The sequence below is a fragment of the Streptomyces sp. NPDC059524 genome (assembly GCF_042749255.1).
Classification (GTDB): Bacteria; Actinomycetota; Actinomycetes; order Streptomycetales; family Streptomycetaceae; genus Streptomyces; species Streptomyces xanthii.
This window is the reverse complement of sequence record NZ_JBHYTK010000066.1, coordinates 12,261-33,556: the sequence shown is the minus strand read 5'-3', so window position 1 is coordinate 33,556 and position 21,296 is coordinate 12,261. Positions and strand designations below refer to the sequence as shown.

The window sequence follows — 21,296 nt, the reverse complement described above, 5'->3', positions numbered from 1 at the left end:
CCGAAGTCATATTCGGACTGCCGTGCGAGGCCTCATACCAGAGCGGGACGTCCACCGCCGGAGTTCGGCAACTGCCCACCGCACATGATGCGTTCACAACTACCGTGAGTGTCCGCTGCGCGACGCCCGGTCGCCCCGCTCGTCGCCGCCGCGCCGCCCCACCCACCCCACGAGCACCGAGGACGAGGACGCCGTATGTCTCAGCTGCGCCAGCCGGCCGCCCGCGCGGACCGTCGCGAAGGCGGTCGGCACGGCAGGCCGACCGGCCGGGCCACGTCGCACCCGGCCGAGACCCACATACGGCCCCAACTGCTGCGCATCGCCGTCCTGCCGCCCCTCGCGGTCGCCCTCGCCTGCACGGCCACCGTGCTCTTCGCGATCCGCTCCACCGGCACCCGGCCCGGCCCCGAGCTGTGGGCCGTGCTCACCGGCGCCTTCGTGGTCACCGTCGCCGGCATCGTCATCGCCGCCGTCGCCGCGGGCCGCGCGGCCGCCGCCGTCCGCGACCGCCTCGTCGCCCTGCGCCGCACCAGCGCCCGGGGCCAGGCGGAACTGCGCGGCCTCGTGGAGCAGTTGCGCAAGGGCGAGGCCCCGCCGGCCCGCCGCGCCCCGGCCGCCGCCGCGTCCGACGCCGACGACTTCGACCACCTCGCCGCCGACCTCGCGCGCGCCCACGACACCGCCGTCTCCGCGGTCGTGCAGGCCACGCAGCTGTCCAGCCAGGCCGGCAGCCGGCAGAAGGTCGAGGTCTTCGTGAACCTCGCCCGGCGCCTGCAGTCCCTCGTGCACCGCGAGATCACCGTCCTCGACGAGCTGGAGAACGAGGTCGAGGACCCCGAACTGCTGGCAGGCCTCTTCCAGGTGGACCACCTCGCCACCCGGATGCGCCGCCACGCGGAGAACCTCGCGGTGCTCGGCGGCGCCGTCTCCCGCCGTCAGTGGAGCCACCCCGTCTCCATGACCGAGGTCATGCGCTCCGCCATCGCCGAGGTCGAGCAGTACTCCCGGGTCAAGCTCGTCCCGCCGGTCGACGGCACCCTGCACGGCCACGCCGTCGCCGACTGCATCCACCTGCTCGCCGAACTCGTCGAGAACGCCACGGTGTTCTCCGCACCGCACACCCAGGTCCTGCTCCGCGCCAACATGGTCGCCTCCGGCCTCGCCGTCGAGGTCGAGGACCGCGGACTCGGCATGCCGGCCACCGAGCAGCACAAGATGAACGGCCTCCTCGCCGACCCCGACCAGGTCAACGTGGCGACGCTGCTCCAGGACGGCCGGATCGGCCTCTTCGTGGTGTCGCAGCTCGCCCGGCGGCACGGCATCACCGTACGGCTGCAGACCAACATCTACGGGGGAGTCCAGGCCGTCCTCGTCCTGCCCCAGGCACTGCTCGGCGCCGACGGCGACGACGCCCGCAGGAGCCCGCACGTGCGCCGGGCCGCGGCCGCCGCCACCGCCGACAGCGTCCTCGGCCCGCAGGCCGCGGCCGCGCACGAGCAGAGCGCCGTCGCCCACCCCGGCCTCGGACCCGGAGCGCTCCCCGCCCCGGCCGCACTGGCCCCGTCGAACTCACCGGTGGCACCCGACACTTCGGGCAGCCCCGCCCCCGCGCACCCCTCCGGCACCTCGCACCACACCGGTACGCAGGCTGCCCCCGATACGTCACCGGTGCCCGGCACGCCGCACCACTCCGGCACGCCGAGCACCCTGGAGGGCCCGCACCACGCCGGGACGCCGTACACCTCGGTCACCCCGCCGAACCCGAACGCACCACACACCCCGCGCACCCCGGAGGACCCCAACACCCCGTCCGCACCCGGGACCCCGGCCACCCCCGTCGCCCCGCACGGTGCCGTCGCCGCCGTCCCCCGTCAGCCCCGCACCGCGTCACCGTCCCACGGCCCGGGCCACGTGCCGCTCCCGCAGCGGACCTCGGTCGACCGGCGCGCCACCCCGGCCGACGCGCTGCCCGGCATCCGGCCCGAGGACCGGCAGGGCACAGGGGAGCACACGGCCGGCCCGCGGGTCCCGCCCGTCCCGCTCGGCGGCCAGGTGCGCGGCACCATGGGCCGCCCCCAACTGCCCCGCCGCAGAGCTCAGGAGCACCTGGCTCCGCAACTGCGCGGCACCCCCGCCCCGCGCCAGGACGACGAACCCGTCGGCCACGACCCCGGCCTGATGGCGGCGTTCCAGCGCGGCATCACCCTCGCTGAGGGCGCCGAGCCGCGCGACCTGTCGCGCGAGCCGCGACCGCCGTCCCCCGGTCCCGAGGGCGGTCACGGCGAGTGAGACATGCGCGCACCGCCCCGGCCCCGCGAGCGATACCCGGCGGGCCCCGCCCCGCCCCCGCGCTTCCCCCGACCAGCACCACACCGAGCAGTCCACCAAGGAGTCGATCCCCCATGGCGAGCGATGTGCCGACGGGTCATGTGTCCGATCTCGACTGGCTGATGAGCGGCCTCGTCCAGCGCGTTCCCCACACCACGAGCGCCGTGCTCCTCTCCTCCGACGGCCTCGTCAAGTCCGTCCACGGACTCGACGCCGACAGCGCCGACCACATGGCGGCCCTCGCCTCGGGCCTGTACTCCCTCGGCCGCAGCGCGGGAATCAGGTTCGGCGACGGCGGCGACGTGCGGCAGGTCGTGGTGGAGCTCGACTCCACCCTGCTGTTCGTGTCGACCGCGGGATCCGGCACCTGTCTCGCCGTCCTCGCCGGACGCGAGGCCGACGCGGCCGTCCTCGGCTACGAGATGGCCATGCTCGTCAAGAGCGTGCGCCCCTACCTGGTGACCGCGCCCCGGCAGCCCTCGGCCGAACCCACGGCGATGAGGAATTGAGGGTGGCGGCCCCGCAGGACGGGCCGTGGCTCGACGGTGCGGCCGGTCGGCTCGTGCGCCCGTACACGGTGAGCAACGGACGCACCCGGCCCACCACGGCGATGGACCTGCTCTCCCTCGTCATGGCCACCGGCACGACCCCGGTGGGCTACCTGGGCCCCGAGCACAGCGAGGTGCTCGACCTGTGTGTGGAGCCCACCTCGGTGGCCGAGGTCGCCGGCCACCTCCGACTCCCCGCAGCCGTCACCAAGGTCCTGCTCTCCGACCTCGTCGACTGCGGGGCGATCACCACCAAGCCCCCCATGTTCCACGAAAACCCCACTGACCGGTCCCTACTGGAGGCAGTGCTCGATGGACTACGACGACAGCTCTGACCTGTTCCCCACCGCGCTCAAGATCCTGGTCGCGGGCGGGTTCGGCGTCGGCAAGACCACCTTCGTCGGCGCGGTGAGCGAGATCGCACCGCTCAGTACGGAAGAGCTGCTCACCACCGTCAGCGCCGCCACCGACAACCTGGACGGCATCGAGAACAAGGTCGAGACCACGGTCGCGATGGACTTCGGGCGCATCACCCTGGACCCGGAGCACGTCCTGTACCTGTTCGGCACCCCCGGCCAGGAGCGCTTCTGGTTCATGTGGGACGAGCTCTCCGAAGGCGCACTCGGGGCCGTCATCCTCGCCGACACCCGCCGCCTCGAGGAGTGCTTCGCGGCGGTCGACTTCTTCGAGGAACGCGGCATGGGATTCATCGTCGCCGTGAACGAGTTCGACGGCGCGTACCGCTACGAACCCGAAGAGGTGCGCGCCGCGATCGACCTCGACCCCGGGGTGCCGGTCGTGCGCTGCGACGCGCGCATCTCCAGTTCGGGCATCCAGACGCTGCTCGTGCTGGTGCGTCACTTGCTGGCGCACGCGCCCGCGCCCTCCGGGTACGGGGCCCACATGTGAGCCGCGCCTACACGGTCACGACCTCGCCGTCCGGGAAGGTGACGCGCACTTCGCCGTCCCCGTCGACCGAGGTGGTGACCGCGGCGCGCAGGGCCCGCGGGTGCACGACGTCACGGGTCAGCGCCACCAGGCTCACATGGACGCTCGTCCCGCCCGGGTGGTCCTGCGCGCGCAGGTACGGGGTGGCCGAGCGGGGTCCGAAGGCGTTGGCCTCCACCTCGTGGGCGACACCCGTCTCCTCGTCCCAACCGTGCAGGGCGACGACGGCGCTCGTCAGGCCGTCGGCGGTGCGCGTGAGTGCCCAGCCGGGGCCCCGTTCCTCGTGCGGGCGGTCGGTGCCGGCGACGGCGTGACCGCCCTCGCGCACCGTGATCCCGGCGGGCGCCTGCACCCGGTGCACCCGCAGTTCCCACGGGCCGTGCAGCACACTCGTCGACTCGACCGGGAACTCTTTCTCGTGCCCCGGGAGTTGAGCCTCGTGACGGGACGAGGCGCGCCGGCCCTCGCAGGCGAGCGGGTGGATGCGGCGCCGGCGCGACGGTGTGCCGTCGGGCGCGAGCAGCGCCAGATGATTGTCGACGGTGCGCGCCCAGGCGTGCGGGGCGGATTCGGGGGCGGTGGCGGTGGAGTAGGCGAGCTTGGCGTAGTGGGGATCGTCCGTGGCGGGCCCGTCGAGCGAGTTGTGGTCGCTGCCGTGGTTGATCAACCGGACGATGCCGTCGTGCGGGGTGCCGTGCAGGAGCCAGCCCGGCGCGGGCAGCGCCGTGTACTGCGTGGACTCCTCGACGGGCAGCGGGACTTCGCGTTCCGTCCACACCGGGTGGTCGGCCGGCAGCAGCAGCCCGAGGAATCCCTTGCTGGCCCAGTACGGGGAGGCGGGACCGGAGTACGCCTGAGTGGAGGGCAGGAAGGTGTCGTACCAGCCGAGCGGCAGCAGGCCGCGCTCGTCGGGCACGCCGCGCTCGACGAAGTGCCGGGCGGTCCCCGAGGCCAGACGCCGGGTCAGACCGGGGGCCAGCGGTGAGCAGTCCGTGAGCGCCCCCATCCACACCGGTGCGGTCGCCGCGAACCGATAGGTGAGCGAGCGCCCTTGGTGCACGGGTGCCCCGTCGGCGCCGAAGAACTGCGGATACGTGCCGAGGAACGCGGCCAGCCGCTCCTTGTAGACCTTGGCGCGCCCGCCGTCGGCCTCGGGGCCGGCCATCCGCGCCCACAGGAGGGGGTACAGGTGCAGGGCCCATCCGATGTAGTAGTCGAAGTTGCGGCCGTCGCCGTCGGTGTACCAGCCGTCGCCGACGTACCAGTCCTCGATGCGGTCGAGCCCGCCGTCGATGTCGCTCTGGCTGTACGGGGCGCCGACGGAGGCGAGGAACTGCTCGGAGACGACCTGGAAGAGGCGCCAGTTGTTGTCCCAGGTGCGGCCGCCGACGAAGCCGGAGAACCAGTCGACGACGCGCTCCTGGACCCGGGGGTCGAGCCGGTCCCAGATCCAGGGGCGGGTCTCGTGCAGCCCGATCGCGATCGACGCGGCCTCCACCATCTGCTGGGAGCAGTCGGTGAGTTCGGGCCAGGCCTCGGCGCCGTCACGCTCCGTGCCCGTTGTCAGACCTTCCGTGTACCTTTCGATGAGGTGGGAGATCACGGACGAGCCCGGCTCGTCCAGACCGCCCGCGCCCGCGATCCGGAAGGAGGCCAGCAGAAATGTCCGAGCGAACCCTTCGAGCCCGTCCGAGACGACGCCTGACCAGCTGGCCCGCCCCGGCAGCCGGTACTGGGCGAAGCCCGGAGTTGCGTACGGCAGCAGGGCGTCCAGCTGACGGTCGGCCAGGGCCTCCCAGTGAGCCCGGGTCCAGCCGGTCAGCGGGGAGCGGACACGGTCCGTGGGCGGCAGGGAGAAGTACGGGGCGGGCATGGCGGTTCGCTGGCTCCTTCGGCGGACGCGGACGGTGCGGTTCGTGCGGACGGTGGAGATCGGGCGGGAGCGCGGACGCGGGGTCAGCGCAGCCGGGCGGTGTGGGTGTGGCCGTGTGAGCCGCCCACGCGGACGGTGAGCACGGGCCGGCGGCCGGGGGTGACGGTCACGGTGTCGTCGGTGGCGACCACCTCGTCGACGGGGAAGGGGAGCCGGACGGTCAAGGTCGCCGCCGTGCGGCCCGGGTCGGCGACCGCGACGGTGACGCCGTCGTCGCGCCGCGACACCAGGACGGTGCCGGGTCCGTCGCAGGCGAGGCCGTCGATCGATCCCGCCGCCCAGAAGTGCGCCGCGAGCAGACCGAGCCGCGGCGAGGAGACGGCCTGGACCTCGGGGGAGTTGGCCAGGATCCGCACGGGTCGGGAGCGGGACCAGGCGAGCGTGGCCGCCTCGGTCGCACCGGGCAGCAGGACGTAGGAGTACGAAGCGGAGTCGGGGGAGGAACCGTGATCGAACCAGAGGGTGGCGTAGCGGCGGGTGACCGGGGTGGGGTCGCCGCCGGTGTCCGCACCGGAGTTGATGGAGCGCCAGGTGCCGGTGCGCTCCTCGCGCAGGGCGCGCAGGGGGCCTCCGGTGGGGAAGACGTAGCCGCCGACGCCCTCCAGGTGTGCCCAGCCCGCGTCGTCGAGCTCAGCCGACCAGCCCTGCTCCGTGGGCTGCCGTCGTTCGTCGACGGTGAGCGCGGGCAGCCCGTCGGCGTGCAGGTTCCTGTTCTCCACGACCGTCTCGATCGTGCGGCCGTCGCTCGCCGTGATGCCGGAGCCGAGCGCGACGACGGCGTTGTCCAGGAGGAACCACGCCTTCTTGGCCCGCAGCGTCGACCCGTCCGCGACGAGTTCCATGGCGGAAGCGCCGTACCGTCCGTCGAGGACGGCCCCGCCCGCCACCGCGTTCTTAGGACGGAAGGTGCTGGTTCCGGGGGCGGTTCCGAGGTCGGTGCGCGGCCGGGTGTCGACGGTCGTGCCCGGAAGGCGGTACGGGTCGACGGTCGGCCAGAAGGAGTCGCCGAAGGCGTCCAGGTCGTCGCCGTCGTAGATGTACGTCATGCCGTCGCCGGTGTACCAGCCGTGCAGGTTCTCCCCGTTGCCCGCCTCGTACGCGGCGATGCGCTTCGAGGACAGCGACAGGGCGCAGGCCCACGCCGGGCGCCGGTGCACGACCCGGTCCATGTCGGCCAGCACGAAGTGCCCCGTCAGCCGGTCGGCCGGCGCCACCTGCGCGTCGTCGAGGAGCGCCTTGGCGCGGACCAGCGCGGGGATGCCGACCAGCCCGGTGTACGGCGTCTCACGATTGCGCAGGATCCAGCCCTTGGCCGCCGCCCGCCAGCGGTCCGCGTAGGACGCGGGCGCGCCCTCGGCGAGCTGGAGGATGTACGAGACGGTGACCGCGCCGTCCGTGTGGTCCCGGGCCCGGTCCCGCGAAACGGCGCGCCCGCGCACCGAGTCCATCATCAGCCCGTCGAAGAGGACGGGCATGAAGCTCCGGTCCACCGCCTCGTGGAGCACGTCGACCGACGGGTCGGTCACCGCCCAGTCGGAGCCGGCGAGCAGCGCGATCAGCTGGCCGGCGCCGCCGAGCAGCACACTGCCGTACGTGCCGGTGTACGCCACGTACGTGTGCTGCACGAAGGAGCCGTCACGGTAGAAGCCGTCGCCCGAGGTGACGTACTTGAAGAGGCTGTTCTTCCCGCTGTCCCGGACGTCGGACAGGGCGTCGCGGGCCTTGTCGAGCACGGCCGGGTCGCGGGCGAGCAGGCCGCGCAGGGCGACGATGACGGCCTTGTCCGCGCGGTTGGCGCCGGTCTCGGCCAGGCTCGGGGAGTTGGTGCGCCGGTCCGCGTCGGGGACGAACCTGGCGACGGTCCTCAGGTACGCGTCCAGGTCAGCGGCCGGGAGCTGCGCGCGGAGCAGCACGCACGTGTCCATGAGCGCGCGGGGCGCGCCGATCTCCCAGAACCACCAGTTGCCGGACTCGCCGCGCGCCGGGTTGTACCCGACGGTGTTGAGGAAGCGCAGCGCGTCGAGCAGACCGTCGCGCACTGCCGCGTCCCCGGCGAGCGAGGTGCCGGGGATGGCCCAGGCGATCGCGATCGTGCGCAGCCGCGTGTAGCTCTGGCCGAACATGCCGGGGTCGGAGGCAGGGGACAGGTCGGCCCACAGCGCCTTGCGGCCCGCCGAGGTGTCGATGCCGCGCCACCAGCCGCCGGCCTGGGTGTCCAAGGTGGTCAGGGCGGCCGCGAAGTCCGGGTCGGCCGGGTCGAAGGCGCCGCCGGTCAGCTGGCGCGCGGCCCGGGCGAGCAGCGGCTCGTACGGATCGTCGGCGGACGTCGCGGCGGTGGCGGAGCCGGGCGCGAACGGGACGAGGGCCCCGGCCGCGCCCGCTCCGGCGAGCGCGAGGGTCTGGCGTCTGCTCAGTTCCATGGTCGGTCGTCGTCCTCCGGGTCAGTCGGTCAGCGTCGCCGGGTCGACCGACGGCTTCGGCAGGTTCAGGGCGGCCAGTTCGGCGCGTCCCTGGGCGTCGATGGGGAAGGCCCAGGTGGTGAGGAAGAAGTCGGTCAGGTCGCGCGCGGCGACCCGGCTCGCGTAGGTGGCGAGCGCGCGGTACCGCTTGGCCGTCTCGGTGTAGTCCGACTGCGGGTTCTCCTCGCGGACCAGCTTGTGCAGCCGCGGCCAGAAGTCGTCGCCGAACGCGAGCTCCAGCTGCCGCAGCGGCACGAGCTTCTCGTAGGAGGTGAAGGACTTCTCGTACGTGAGCCCGTCGGTGCCGAACTTGGCCTGGGCCGACTGGAAGTAGGTGAGCCCCGTCTTCGGGTCGACGGTCAGCAGGTTCGAGCGCTGGCCGAGGGCGCGCTGCACGGCCAGCGAGTAGATGTTGACGGTGACCTCGGTGAGGCCGGTCGGCTTGTACGCCATCTGCTGGTGGAGGTGCCCGAGTTCGTGGTACAGCCCCCAGCCGCGGGTGAGGAGGCCCTGCACTGTCGTGGCCCGGTCGAGGTAGACGCGCGGGAAGCCGTTGTAGCCGTGGGTCGCGTAGGCGCCGACGCCGGACGGCACCTTGGACACCTCGGTGAAGTGGTAGGCGCCGGCCTTGGGCCGGTGCACCGGCTTGGAGCTGTCGAGACCGCTGACGGCCGCCTCGGCGTCGATGATCTGCTCGAGGAGGCGCAGCAGCGCCGCGTGGTCCTCGCCCCGGTACAGCAGGGCGCCGTCCCGGGTGAGGGTCACGATGGAGCGCGGCCCGTGCAGCTCGACGACCGGAACGTCCGTATAGGTGTCCAACTGGCGCTGGTAGTCGGCCCCTTCGGTGCCGCCCAGGGTGAAGACGGGCATCGGCACGGAGCCGTCCTTGAGCTTGACGGCGGCGCGCTCGCCCCGCCCTTCGAGGGTGAAGTAGAAGGGGCCGCCGTGCGGGTCGGTCACGGTGTTCGAGCCCGGTTTGAGCGGATAGCGGCGCGGCTCGGTGACGGTGCCGTAGTAGTCCCACTGCCCGACCCACAGCGTGGGCACGACCTCGTCGTACGGGAGCACGTCGAGGCGGAGCGCGGTGGCCGCGGGCAGATAGCGGCCGGTCGTCTGGAACTCGGAGCCGCGCAGCGCCTGGCCGAGCCGGAGCCGCTCGGCCTCGGCGGACGGGCGGGCGACGAGTTCCACGGTGGGTCCGTCGGCGGCCAGGGCGAGGCCCGCGGCCGGGCCGCCGACGGCGAGTGCGGCGCCGGTGGCGGCGACGGAGGCGAGGACGGTACGGCGGGACGGGGATGCGGGGGTGCGCATGAGGTGTCGTCTCCTTGAGGTGATCCGTACGGTGCTGGGGCGGGCGCGGCACGCGGTGACGTCAGTCGGTCAGCGTGCTCGGGTCCGTGTCGGGCCGGGGCAGGCGCAGGGCGGCGATCTCGGCGCGGCCCCGCGCGTCGACGGGCATCGCCCAGGTGCCGGCGAGGAAGTCGGTGAGGTCGCGGCCCGCGGTGCGGGAGGCGTAGGTGGCGAGGGCGCGGTACTGGCGGGCCTCGACCTCCGGCGGGTGGTCGTAGTCCTCGACCGGAGCGTCGTGCTGGTGTTCGGTGCGGACCAGCCGGTGCAGCCGGGGCCAGAAGTCCTCCCCGAAGGCGAGCTCCAACTGCCGCAGCGGGACGAGCTTCTCGTAGGGGCCGAGATCGTCGACGTACGAGAGGCCGGGCGTGCCGAGCTTGGCGCGGGCGGACTGGAACCAGTCGAGTCCGGTCTTCGGGTCGACCGTGAGGAGGTTGGAGGGGCGGCCCAGGGTGCGCTGCGCGGCGAGCGAGTAGATGTTGACGGTGACCTCGGTGAGGGTGCCCGCCTGGTACGCGGCCTGCTGGTTGAGGTGGCCCAGCTCGTGGTAGAGGCCCCAGCCGCGCGTGGTGAGGTTGGTGACGCTGCACAGGCGGTCCAGGTACGCGCGCGGGAAGCCGTTGTGGCCGTGCCAGGCGTAGGCGGTGACTCCCTTGGGGACGACGCTGACCTCGGTGAAGTGGTAGCGGCCGGCTTTGGGGCGGTCCAGCGGGCGGCCGCTGTCGAGGCCGCTGATCCGGTCGTGCGAGTCGATGACGGTGTCGAACAGCGACATCAGCGCGGCGTGGTCCTGGTCCCGGTACAGCAGTGCGCCTTCACGGGTGAGTGTCAGGATCGCGCGGTCGGTGACGAGTTCCACCCATGGCACGGTGACGGCGTCGAGCTGCCGCTGGAAATCGGCTTCAGAGGTGCGGCCGAGGGCGAAGACGGCCATGCGCGCGGTGCCGGAGACGAAGGTGACGGCGGCGCGCTGACCGTGCCCGGCGCAGCTGAGGTAGACGGGGCCGCCGTGCGGGTCGCTGATCCGGTTCGGGCCCGGCCGCAGCCGATAGGCGCGGGGCGCCTTGAGCGCGGGGACCGTGTTGTAGTCGTCGAAGGTGCCGATGTGCAGCACGGGCAGCGCGCCTTCGGCGGACCGCACCTGGACGGTGACGGTCGCACCGGCCGCGGCGTGGCGCCCGGTGGGGACGAACTCACTGGCGCGCAGCGACCGGGCGAGCCGCATCCGCTCCGTCTCGGCGTCGGGGAAGGCCTTGAGGAGCAGGGTGTCGCCGCTCCGGTTCCAGCGCTCCGTGCCGGCCCCGGCGATCGCGGGACCGACCGTGGAGCCGGCCGTGCTTCCGGCCGGGGCCGCGGCGCTCGCGCTCCTGGCACCGAGAGCGAGGGCCGCCCCGCCGCCGGCCAGCGCGGCGAGCATCGAACGACGGCCGAAGCCGAGCGGCGATACGGAGGCGTGGGAGGCGGGGGAGGCGTTGGCGGGGGAGACGGGCTCGTGCGGGACCGCGACAGGCTTGTGGGCAGGGCGCATCCAGGGACTCCCGTGAGAAGGGACGAAGTCGGTGCGAGGAGCGGGACGTGCGGTGGGGCTGCGCGTCAGCATGTAAGCGTTTGCTATCCAGCCGCAAGAGGGTCCGCCGAGTTTCTGTTCGTTACTACGCGGACCGGCCCGAATCCGAGCAGGATCAAGCACGTCTGCCGGAGTTCGGGGTGCCGCTCAGCCCCGGCGCGGCGCGCGGGCCACCGAGTCCCGCACCACGATGTGCGTGCCGAGGCGCAGCGTGCCGGTCGTCGGGGCCCGCCAGTCTTCCTCGTCGTCACCGCCTATGGCCACCCGCACTGCCTGCCGGCCCATCTCCTCCAGCGGGATCCGGACCGTGGTGAGGCGCGGCCGCAGTTCCTGGGCGACGGGCACGTCGTCGTAGCCGACCAGCGACATGTCCTGAGGGACGCGCACACCGGCCTCCTCCAGGGCCTGTGCGGCGCCCGCCGCGACGTTGTCGTTGGCGCCGAAAACGGCGGTGAACGAGGGGCCGTCCCGCAGCAGTTCGGCCATCCTGCGATAGCCGAAGGTGCGGCTGAAGGGGCCGGGGTGTTCGAGCTGCGGGTCGCGGGGCAGGCCGCGCAACTCCAGGGCGCGCCGGTGCCCGACGAGCCGGTCGTGGGCCGTCGACAGGCCGGGCGGACCGCCGAGGTAGAGGATCCGCTCGTGCCCCTGGGTGATCAGGTGGTCGGTGAGCGCGAAGGCACCGCCCTCGTTGTCGTACTCGACGCCGCCGGTCGGCACGTCGTCACCGAGCGAGGGGCGCCCGCACAGCACCAGCTTGGAGCCGCCGGCGTCCAGCTCGCGGGCCCGCCGGGCCAGTTCGGCCTTGTACGCGCGGTCGTCGACACTGCCGCCGACCAGGACCACGGCGTCCGCGCGCCGCTCGTGCATCAGCTCGATGAAGGCGAGCTCGCGCTGCGGGTCGCCCTGGTGGCAGCAGATCAGGCAGAGCCGGCCGCCCTCGCTGGCCTCGCGTTCGACGCCGCGCGCGATGTACGCGTAGAACGGGTCGACGATCTCGCCGACGATGATGCCGACGGTGCGGTTGGAGGCACCGGCCAGGGCGCGGGCGTGGGCGTTGACCACGTAGCCGAGCTCCCGCATGGCGGACTCGACGCGTTCGCGGGTCGCGGCCGCCACCGGGTAGTTGCGGTTCATCACGCGGGAGACGGTCGCCGTGGAGACGCCCGCGAGCCTGGCCACGTCCACGACGGTGGCGCGGCGCTGCGCGCCCGCTCCGTTGCCGCCCGCTGTGGATCCCTGCCGGGACATCCGCCCCACCCCCTGCCGCTCGTGCCCGTCCGCGTGGTTCACCCGCTCCGGCCGGTCGCCCTGTGCCCGTCCGGCCGGTCCCGAGCCTATGACGTGCGGCCCCGTCCCGTTCACGCGATGTGCTCCAGGTCCTCCAGAAGCACCGGATGGTTCAGCGGCACACCGCGCGCGTAGCGGGCCAGCTCGTCCACGGCGAGGGCACCGAGCCGGGCCACCTCGTTGCCCTGGGCGCCCGCCATGTGCGGGGTGATGAAGACGTTGGGCAGGTCCCAGAGCGGGTGTCCGGGCGGCAGTGGCTCGGGGTCGGTGACGTCGAGGACAGCGTCGATCCGGCCGTCGACCAGGTGCGGGACCAGTGCCTCGGTGTCGACGAGCGGGCCGCGCGCGGTGTTCACGAGCAGCGCGCCCGGGCGCAGCAGGCCTAGGCGCCGGGCGTCCAGCAGATGCCGGGTCTCGGCGGTGGCGGGCGCGTGCAGGGTCACCACGTCGCTGGTCGCGACGAGGGTGTCCAGGTCGGTGCGGGTCGCGCCGAGCAGCTCGGCCTCGGCGTCGCCGACGTACGGGTCGTACAGGAGCACCTCGGCGTCGAGGGAGCGCAGCAGTTGCACGACGCGGCGGCCGGTGTGCGACGCGCCGACCACGCCGACGGTGATGCCGTGCGTGCCGAGCCAGGCGTGGCGGTGCAGATCGGCGTCGGTGCGGTGGGTGCGCCGGGTGCGGAAGAGCTGGGAGAGGGGGAAGGCGCGCTTGGCGCCGAGGATGATCGCGGCGAGCGTGAACTCCGCGACGGGCACCGCGTTGGCCGCGGCGGCCGAGGACACGGCGATGCCGCGGACGTAGGCGTCGCGGCTCAGGAACGTCTTCACGGTGCCGGCCGCGTGGATCACCGCGCGCAGCCGGGGTGCCCGGTCGAGCACCTGCGTGTCGATGGGCGGGCAGCCCCACCCGGTGAGCAGCACCTCGCACTCGGCCAGCGCGGCCCGCGCCTCGGGACCGGTGAACTCCCGGACCGCGCCCGGCGGCCGGATGTCCGCGGTCTCCTCCAGCCGGGCCCGCACCGCGGGCGGGAAGACGTCGTCGACGACGGACGCGTCCATCGCGAGAACCGTACGGGGCCGCCGCGGGGGCGGTGTGGCGTCGGCGGCACCGGCCGTGACCGGCACCTCGTCAGTGGTTCGCACCCTGCCTCCGGACAGTAAACGTGTTCTATGACGGGACGGAACGCTAAGGAGGTCGCGGTGTGACCGTCAAGGTCACCGAGCCGTCAGTGGCGGCGGACTGTCCGATTCATGCGGTAAATGGCGGGCTTTGAGGGGCTCCAGAGCGGGCCGGAGGCAGGAGGAACCGGCGAGCGGATTGCTCCGATCTATTGACGAGGGGGTTAACCGCTTACTAACTTGCCGCCGCAGAAACGCAGTTCCTGCGCCACCCGGCCGAACAGGACCGCCTCATGACTGCTCCCGCGCCACCCGTGGCCGCACCCCGCACACCTCGTGCCCCACGTACAGCCCCCGCACCTCGCAAGTCCCTGTGGCAGCGCCTCAAGCGCGACAAGGTGATGCTGCTGCTGTGCCTGCCGGGGTTCCTGTACTTCGTGGTCTTCCACTACGTGCCGCTGCTCGGCTACATGGTGGCGTTCCAGGACTACCAGCCCTATCTGGGCTACATGCACAGCGCCTGGACCGGCTTCACCAACTTCACGACGGCCTTCGCCGACCCGGACTTCTGGTCGGCCACCGGCAACACGCTGAAGATCGCTCTCGTCCAGCTGGTCCTGTTCTTCCCCGTGCCGATCGGCCTGGCCCTGCTGCTCAACAGCATCGTCAGCGACAAGCTGCGCCGCTTCGTGCAGAGCGTCGTCTACCTGCCGCACTTCATCGGCTGGGTCATCATCGTCTCGATCTTCCAGCAGATCCTGGGCGGCGCGGGCGTCGTCCCCGACCTGCTGGAATCGCTCGGCCTGCCGCGCTACGACATGACGACCGACCCGAACGCCTTCCCCTGGCTGCTCGCCCTCCAGGTCATGTGGAAGGACGCCGGCTGGGGCACCATCATCATCCTCGCCGCGCTCCTGTCCATCGACCGCGGCCTGTACGAGGCGGCGGCGATGGACGGCGCCGGCCGCTGGAGCCGCTTCTGGCACGTCACCCTGCCCGGCCTGTCCCCGGTCCTGGTCCTGCTGCTCATCCTCAACCTCGGCAACATCCTCACCGTCGGCTTCGAGCAGATCCTGCTCCAGCGCGACGCCGTGGGACCGGGCGCCGGTGAAGTCCTCGACACGTACGTCTACTTCCACGGCATCAAGGACAACCAGTGGGGCACCTCGGCCGCCGTCGGCCTCGTCAAGGCCGTGATCGGCACGGTGCTCGTCATCGGCGCCAACAAGTTCGCCCACCGGCTCGGCCACGAAGGGGTGTACCGCGGTGCTGACCGTTGACACGTCCGCAGTGAAGTCGCGGCGCCGCCCGCGCCCGGCGCACACCACGGCCGGCAGCGGGGAACTGCGCCCCTCAGGGATCCGGCCCCCGTGGATGGAGCGGCCCACCCGGCTCGGCCTCTTCCTCAAGGGCCTCGCCCTCGTGCTGGTCGTCGCCCTCGTCGCGTACCCGCTGCTCGGCGTGATCGGCACGAGCTTCGCCTCGCAGAGCGACATCGTCCGTTCCAACGGTCTCGTCCTGTGGCCGGACCACCCGAGCCTCGACGCCTACCGCACCGCGTTCACCGGCGGCCGCGTGACCCGCGCCCTGCTCGTGAGCATCGGCGTCACCCTCACCGGCACCGTCTGCAGCCTCCTCGCCACCATCGGCATGGCGTACGGACTGTCGCGGCGCGGCATCGTCGGCGGCCGCTTCATCCTCATGACCGCCCTGTTCACCATGCTGTTCAACGCGGGCGTCATCCCCAACTTCCTGCTGGTCAAGGAGCTCGGCCTCTACAACACCTTCGCGGCGCTCGTGCTCCCCACCATGGTCAGCGCGTTCAACCTCGTCGTGATGCGGGCCTTCTTCATGAACCTGCCCGAAGAGCTCTACGACGCCGCGAAGGTCGACGGCGCCGGCGACTTCCGCACCCTGATCCGGGTCGTCCTGCCCCTGTCCAAGGCGGTCATCGCCGTCGTCGGACTCTTCTACGCCGTCGCGTACTGGAACGCGTACTTCAACGCGCTGCTCTACCTCGGCGACAACGACAAATGGCCGCTGCCCATGGTGCTGCGCACCTTCATCCTCCAGGGCCAGAACCTCGACACCGCGGCCGCCGGCGAGGCCATCGCCCCGCAGCAGGCCGTGCAGATGGCCGTCCTCGTCATCGCCGTCGTGCCGATCCTCCTCGTCTACCCCTTCCTCCAGCGGTTCTTCACCAAGGGCGTCCTCACCGGCGCCGTCAAGGGCTGACCCGCACCCACCGCCACCACGGCTCCGCACCCCCCAAACGTCCCCGTGTCCCCTCGTGTTGAGGAGTCCTCCGATGCCCGGCACCACACCCGTCAACCGCCGCACCGTGCTCCGCTGGGGTGCGGGCGCCGGTCTCGCCGTCGCCGCGGCGCCCCTGATCGCCGCGTGCGGCGACGGCGGCACCGCCGCCAAGGCCGAGGCCAAGAGCGCCAGACTGCTGCCGACCACCGCCGTACGCAACGTCGGCGCCCGCCCCGACCTGCCCGGCACCGCCGCCGGCGTCCCGAGCGCCTACCTCACGTACCCGGCGAACCCGATCCGCGCCACGAAGGGCACCCCCCTCAAGGGCGCGAAGACGATCACCGCGGTCACCGAGACCTTCGCCCCGCTGCCCCCGGAGCGCGGCAAGAACGCCGCCTGGCGCGAGATCGAGAAACTGCTCGGCGCGAAGGTCGACTTCACGGCCGTCCCCGCCGACGACTACCCGGCCAAGTTCTCCACGATGGTCGCCGGCGACCAGCTGCCCGACGTCTTCATGTACCCGGAGACCGGCGGCGTCGACAACAAGGCCGCGTTCCTCCAGGCCAAGTGCGTCGACCTCGGCCCGCACCTGTCCGGCGACAAGGTCAAGGACTACCCGAACCTGGCGGCGATCCCGGAGTACGCGTGGCAGGGGGCGATCTTCGGCGGGAAGCTGTACGGGATTCCGCTGACCCGGAACGGCACGGCCGGGGCGGGCTTCTACCGCGCGGACCTCTTCGCGCAGGCGGGCGTGACCAGTCTCGACGAGATCGACAGCGTCGAGCGGCTCGTCGACCTCGCCAAGGAGCTCACCGACGAGAAGAAGGACCGGTACTTCTTCATCAGCGGCGCCGGCACGCTCCTCGCCCAGTCCTTGGGCGCCCAGTCGTCCTGGAAGCACGACACCAAGACCGGCAAGTGGACCTACCAGCTGGAGGACGACAAGTACCGCCACTCCGTCGAGATAGCGGCGAAGCTGTACAAGGACGGCTGCTACTACCCGGGCACCGTCCAGATGTCCGGCGCCCAGAAGGCGCAGTACACGGACCTGTTCAAGAACGGCAAGGGCGCCTACGTCTCGGACGGGATGCCGGCCTACCTGACTCCCGGCACCGGATACGTCGACACGATGGCCGCCATCGACAAGTCCTTCGACGTGCGCCCCATGGTCCCGGTCGGCGGGGACGCGGTCGTCTGGACCAACAACACCGCCCTGTCCTACTGCTTCATCACGAAGGCGGACGACAAGCGGGTCAAGGAGATCCTGCGCCTCGCCGACTTCGCGGCCTCGCCCTTCGGATCGGTCGAGTACACGCTCATCAAGTACGGCGTCGAGGGCGTCGACCACAAGCGAGACAAGGACGGCACCCCCGTCCTCACGAAGCAGGGCACGCAGGACACCACCGTCCCGTGGGGCTTCCTGGGCTCCGCGACGCCCGCCTTCTTCAGCGCCACGAGCTCCGACGCCACCCGTCACGTCCACGAGGCGTACACCAAGCTCATCCCGCTGCTGATCGACGAGCCCACCCTCGCGTACACGTCGCCCACCTGGGACTCCAAGGGCCTCGGCAGCCTCAACACCATCCACAGCGACGGCATCAAGGACATCGTCACCGGCCGCAAGCCCATGTCCTCGTACGACGCCGTCGTCAAGAAGTGGCGCAACGCCGGCGGCGACCAGTGCCGCGCCGAGTTCGAGCAGGCCTCGCAGAAGGGCAAGAAGTGACCACCAGCCGACCCACCACCCGACGCACCCTCCTCAAGGGCGCCGGCGTCGCCGCCCTCGCCGTCCCCCTGTTCGCCGCGCCCGCGTGGGCGACCGGCTTCGACCCGAAGCCCGGCTCCGACGGCGTCGGCGACCCCCTGTTCCCGACCCTGGGCAACGGCGGCTACGAGGTCGTCCACTACGACCTCACCTTCGACTTCACGCCGGTCACCTACGACTTCACCGGCGTCGTGAAGATGAACGCGCGCGCCACCCAGGACCTCTCCGCGTTCAACCTCGACACCGACGGCCACACCATCGAGTCCGTCACCGTCAACGGCCGCCCCGCCCAACACGCCCTCTCCCTCGGCAAGTCCGGGCAGGAGCTGACCGTCACCCCGGCCGCCCCGCTGCACAAGGACACCCCGTTCACCGTCACCGTCGCCTACCGCGGCAACGGAAAGGCGCCCCGGGCCGGCCTGACCGGCTGGCGGTTCGGCAGCGACGGCGGCTTCGCGTCCGCCGTGCAGTCCTCCCGCGCCGACACCTTCATGCCCTGCAACGACACCCCGTCCGACAAGGCCACCTGGACCTTCCACCTCTCCGCGCCCGAAGGCTTCGTCGCCGCCGCCAACGGGGAGCTGACCGGCAAGGACAAGCGCGCCGACGGCTCCACCGTCTGGCACTTCGCCCTGCGCGAGCGCATGCCCACCGAGCTGCTCGGCATCGCCGTCGTCAAAGGCACCTATCTGTACGGCACTTCGCACACCGGACTGCCCCTGCGCCACGTCGTCCCGCAGGGCCAGGAGGACAAGTACGGCCCGATCGTGGCCCGCACCCCGGACCATCTGGCCTGGCTGGAGGCCAAGTTCGGCCGCTACCCCTTCTCCGTCTACGGCCTGCACATCTACGACGGATACTCCGACGCCCTCGAGAACTCGACGCTCACCCTCATGGGCACCAGCTGGTTCAAGCTCAACGCCGACGGCAACCCCACCTACGAGAACACGATGGTGCACGAGCTGACCCACCAGTGGTTCGGCGACAGCGTCACCCCGAACGACTGGCAGCAGGCCTGGCTCAACGAAGGGCCCGCCGTCTACTACGCCGCCCTGTACAGCGAGGAACGCGGCTGGTCCGTCATGGCCGACAAGATGAAGGCCACCTACGCCAAGCTCGACGCGATCCGCGCGAGCGACGGCCCGCCCGGCCTGCCCAAGGCCCTCGGCGGCACGAACATCTACGACGGCGGCGCCCTCGTCCTCTACGCACTCCGACAGCACGTCGGGCAGCGGAAGTTCGACCTGATCATGGGCCAGTGGCCGCGCCGCTTCAAGGACCGCACCGTCACCAGCGAGGACTTCGTCAAGCACTCCGTCGAGATGACCGGCGACCGCTCCCTCGACGCGTTCCTGCGGGACTGGCTGTTCGGCGCGAAGAACCCGCCGATGCCCGGACACCCCGACTGGACGGCCGCCGCGTGAGGCGATCCGCGCACCCACCCCTGAGGAAAGGTCACCGCATGAGAGCCCGCACCGGCGCGGCCGCGTTCCTGGCCACCGCCGCCCTCGCCCTGGCACCGCTGCCCGCCGCTCACGCCGACCCGGCGCCCCTGACCCTGCACGCCGCACCGCGGGGCTCCGGCACCGACTGCACCGTAGGGCACCCCTGCTCGGTGGAGGGCGCCCGCGATGTCGCCCGCACGATCGACGACCGGTCCGTACGCGTCGAACTCGCCGACGGCACCTATGAGTTGAGCAAGCCCCTCAAGCTCGGCAAGGAGGACTCCGGGGTCACCTGGGCCGCCGCGCAGGACGCCGACCCCGTGCTCTCCGGCGGCCGCGCCCTCACCGGCTGGACCGTGAACGCCGACGGCACCTGGACCACGAAGGTGCCCGAGGGCATCACCCCGCGCCAGCTGTTCGTCGACGGCGAGCGTGCCGTACGGGCCCGCGGCGAGTCCTGCGCCGCCTCCGTGTGCGACGCCACCAAGACCGGCATGACCGGCGCCGAGAAGACCGGCATCGCCCGGTGGGCCCGGCCCACCGACGCCGAGGCCGTCATCAGCGTCCGCTGGCGCAACTACCACTGCCGCATCACCGCCGTCACCGGCGACGTCATGACCTTCGCCCAGCCCTGCTGGACCAACTCGGCCTCCGGCACCGACCGCACCGGACCCGCCTGGGACTCCACGACCGTGGACTCGTCCCGCTACAGCAAGGTCGCCTTCTTCGAGAACGCCCGCGAACTCCTCGACGAGCCCGGCGAGTTCGTGTGGGACTCCGCGGAGCGCACCGTCACCTACCTGCCCCGCCAGGGCGAGGACCCGCGCCGCTCCCGCGCCGTCACCCCGGTCACCGAGGGCCTTCTCGTCCTCGACGGCGCCCACGACGTCCACCTCTCCGGACTCGGCTTCGCCTACTCCGCGTACCAGCAGCCGAACACCGACGAGGGCTACGCCGGCATGCAGGCCGGACTCACCCTGACCGGCGCCACCGGCCCCGTCGACCACGCGGGCCGCTTCTACACCAAGCCCGCCGCCGCCCTCACCGTTCGCGGCGGCCGCGACGTCACCGTGGAAGGCAACACGTTCAGCAGGCTCGGCGGCGCCGGCGTCGTCTTCGAACAGGGCACCCAGGACTCCGCCCTCGCCCGCAACCGCTTCACCGACCTGTCCTCCGGAGCCGCCTACATCGGCGACACCGAGCCCATGCCCACCGCCGAACTCGCGGGCGCCCGCAACACGATCGAGCGCAACACCGTCCGCCGCACCGGCGTCGAGTACACCGACTCCGTCGGCATCTGGGCCGGCTACGAGGCCGAGACGGTCATCGACCACAACACCCTCGAGGAGCTGCCCTACTCCGGCATCTCCGTCGGCTGGGGCTGGAACCAGCCCGAGGCCCAGACCTCCGTCCTGCGCGACAACCGCATCACGGACAACCGGATCACCGACGTCATGCTCGTCCGCCACGACCAGCACGACGGCGCCGCCATCTACACCCAGGGCGCCCAGCCCGGCACCGTGATCTCCGGCAACTACATCGACCGCAGCGCCTACGGCAACACCGAGCGCGACGGCAACGGCGTCTACCTCGACGAACAGTCCAGCCACATCGCCGTCACCGGCAACGTCATCACCCGCGTCGGCTACAAGTGGGTCTCCAACTGGGCCGGCTACGGCATCGACAACCACGCCACCGGCAACTGGACCGACACCGCGGCCCCGGCCCTGTCCGGGCGGGGCTCCACCATGACCGACAACTTCACCGGCCTCGACCGGCTGCCCGCCGAGGCCGTCAAGATCGCCGAGGCCGCCGGCGCCGACGGCCGCGAGAAGGTCCGGCAGCTGCGGCCCGACCTCGCCCGCGAGGGCACCGCCACCCAGTTCTCCACCGACGGCACCGCCACCGCCGACAAGGCCACCGACGGCGACACCACCACCGACACCCGCACCCTCTCCGAGGCCGGCGCCTGGTGGCAGGTCGACCTCGGCTCCGCGCAGCACGTCGGACAGGTCGAGGTCTGGAACAACAGCTCCATGACCACCGCCGACTTCGACGTCCAGCTCGCCTCCTCGGCCGACTTCTCCGACGCCACCACCGTCCACGTCACCGGCAAGGCCCTGCGCCCCACCGTCCTCGACACGGACACCGAGGCCCGCTACGTCCGCGTCCGCCTCACCGGCACCGGCCGCGTCGCCCTCTCCCACGTCCTCGTCCACCCCTGACCCGACAGCAGCACCAGGGGCGTCGCGGACCGGTCGGCGGGTCCGCGACGCCCCGTGTTTCCATGCTCCT

15 protein-coding genes are annotated in these 21,296 nt (G+C 72.2%); 9 read left to right on the top strand and 6 right to left on the bottom strand.

Features of this window, described 5'->3' with window-relative positions:
• Positions 1-195 precede the first annotated feature (195 nt).
• From ACFW9D_RS19945 to ACFW9D_RS19930, 4 genes are all read left to right on the top strand, one after another.
• Positions 196-2,289: an ATP-binding protein gene (locus ACFW9D_RS19945; protein ID WP_384623479.1), complete on the top strand. Its 2,094-nt coding sequence runs from the start codon at positions 196-198 to the stop codon at positions 2,287-2,289.
• A 113-nt stretch (positions 2,290-2,402) separates the two neighbouring features.
• Positions 2,403-2,837, top strand: a complete 435-nt coding sequence (locus tag ACFW9D_RS19940) for a roadblock/LC7 domain-containing protein (protein ID WP_161300185.1) — start codon at positions 2,403-2,405, stop codon at positions 2,835-2,837.
• A 2-nt stretch (positions 2,838-2,839) separates the two neighbouring features.
• A complete protein-coding gene (locus ACFW9D_RS19935) occupies positions 2,840-3,211 on the top strand; it encodes a DUF742 domain-containing protein (protein ID WP_188335830.1) in 372 nt (123 codons plus the stop codon).
• Positions 3,189-3,785 carry an ATP/GTP-binding protein gene (locus ACFW9D_RS19930; RefSeq protein ID WP_188335829.1) on the top strand — a complete coding sequence of 199 codons (597 nt, stop codon included), beginning with the start codon at positions 3,189-3,191 and terminating at the stop codon, positions 3,783-3,785. The genes ACFW9D_RS19935 and ACFW9D_RS19930 overlap by 23 nt, the downstream gene beginning before the upstream one ends.
• A gap of 7 nt (positions 3,786-3,792) precedes the next feature.
• Here ACFW9D_RS19930 and ACFW9D_RS19925 read toward each other — a convergent pair whose 3' ends face one another.
• The 6 genes from ACFW9D_RS19925 to ACFW9D_RS19900 all read right to left on the bottom strand — a co-directional run bounded on the left by ACFW9D_RS19925 (position 3,793) and on the right by ACFW9D_RS19900 (position 13,559).
• Entirely contained in the window at positions 3,793-5,697 is a 1,905-nt protein-coding gene (locus tag ACFW9D_RS19925) for a DUF2264 domain-containing protein (protein WP_384623476.1), read from the bottom strand.
• An 83-nt stretch (positions 5,698-5,780) separates the two neighbouring features.
• Positions 5,781-8,177 (bottom strand): polysaccharide lyase 8 family protein, encoded by a 2,397-nt coding sequence (locus ACFW9D_RS19920; protein ID WP_384623474.1) that lies wholly within the window; start codon positions 8,175-8,177, stop codon positions 5,781-5,783.
• Between the two features lie 21 nt (positions 8,178-8,198).
• Positions 8,199-9,527 carry a M60 family metallopeptidase gene (locus ACFW9D_RS19915; protein WP_384623472.1) on the bottom strand — a complete coding sequence of 443 codons (1,329 nt, stop codon included), beginning with the start codon at positions 9,525-9,527 and terminating at the stop codon, positions 8,199-8,201.
• A 61-nt stretch (positions 9,528-9,588) separates the two neighbouring features.
• The gene (locus ACFW9D_RS19910) at positions 9,589-11,091 is read right to left on the bottom strand and encodes a M60 family metallopeptidase (protein WP_384623470.1); all 1,503 of its coding nucleotides are present in this window, start codon (positions 11,089-11,091) and stop codon (positions 9,589-9,591) included.
• A gap of 186 nt (positions 11,092-11,277) precedes the next feature.
• Positions 11,278-12,378 (bottom strand): LacI family DNA-binding transcriptional regulator, encoded by a 1,101-nt coding sequence (locus tag ACFW9D_RS19905; protein WP_384623493.1) that lies wholly within the window; start codon positions 12,376-12,378, stop codon positions 11,278-11,280.
• Positions 12,379-12,488: 110 nt separating this feature from the next.
• Positions 12,489-13,559: a hydroxyacid dehydrogenase gene (locus tag ACFW9D_RS19900; protein ID WP_384623468.1), complete on the bottom strand. Its 1,071-nt coding sequence runs from the start codon at positions 13,557-13,559 to the stop codon at positions 12,489-12,491.
• 269 nt (positions 13,560-13,828) lie between these two features.
• On the opposite strand from ACFW9D_RS19900, the gene ACFW9D_RS19895 reads away from it, so the two are divergent.
• From ACFW9D_RS19895 to ACFW9D_RS19875, 5 genes are all read left to right on the top strand, one after another.
• The gene (locus ACFW9D_RS19895) at positions 13,829-14,815 is read left to right on the top strand and encodes an ABC transporter permease (RefSeq protein ID WP_384623466.1); all 987 of its coding nucleotides are present in this window, start codon (positions 13,829-13,831) and stop codon (positions 14,813-14,815) included.
• A gap of 94 nt (positions 14,816-14,909) precedes the next feature.
• Positions 14,910-15,770, top strand: coding sequence for a carbohydrate ABC transporter permease (locus ACFW9D_RS19890; RefSeq protein WP_188341194.1), 861 nt, complete (start codon positions 14,910-14,912; stop codon positions 15,768-15,770).
• Between the two features lie 73 nt (positions 15,771-15,843).
• Entirely contained in the window at positions 15,844-17,517 is a 1,674-nt protein-coding gene (locus tag ACFW9D_RS19885; RefSeq protein WP_384623464.1) for a hypothetical protein, read from the top strand.
• Positions 17,514-18,980 (top strand): M1 family metallopeptidase, encoded by a 1,467-nt coding sequence (locus ACFW9D_RS19880; RefSeq protein WP_384623462.1) that lies wholly within the window; start codon positions 17,514-17,516, stop codon positions 18,978-18,980. Before ACFW9D_RS19885 ends, ACFW9D_RS19880 begins: the two co-directional genes overlap by 4 nt.
• A 38-nt stretch (positions 18,981-19,018) precedes the next feature.
• On the top strand, positions 19,019-21,226 hold the full coding sequence (locus ACFW9D_RS19875; protein WP_384623460.1) for a right-handed parallel beta-helix repeat-containing protein: 2,208 nt from the start codon (positions 19,019-19,021) through the stop codon (positions 21,224-21,226).
• Positions 21,227-21,296: the final 70 nt, after the last annotated feature.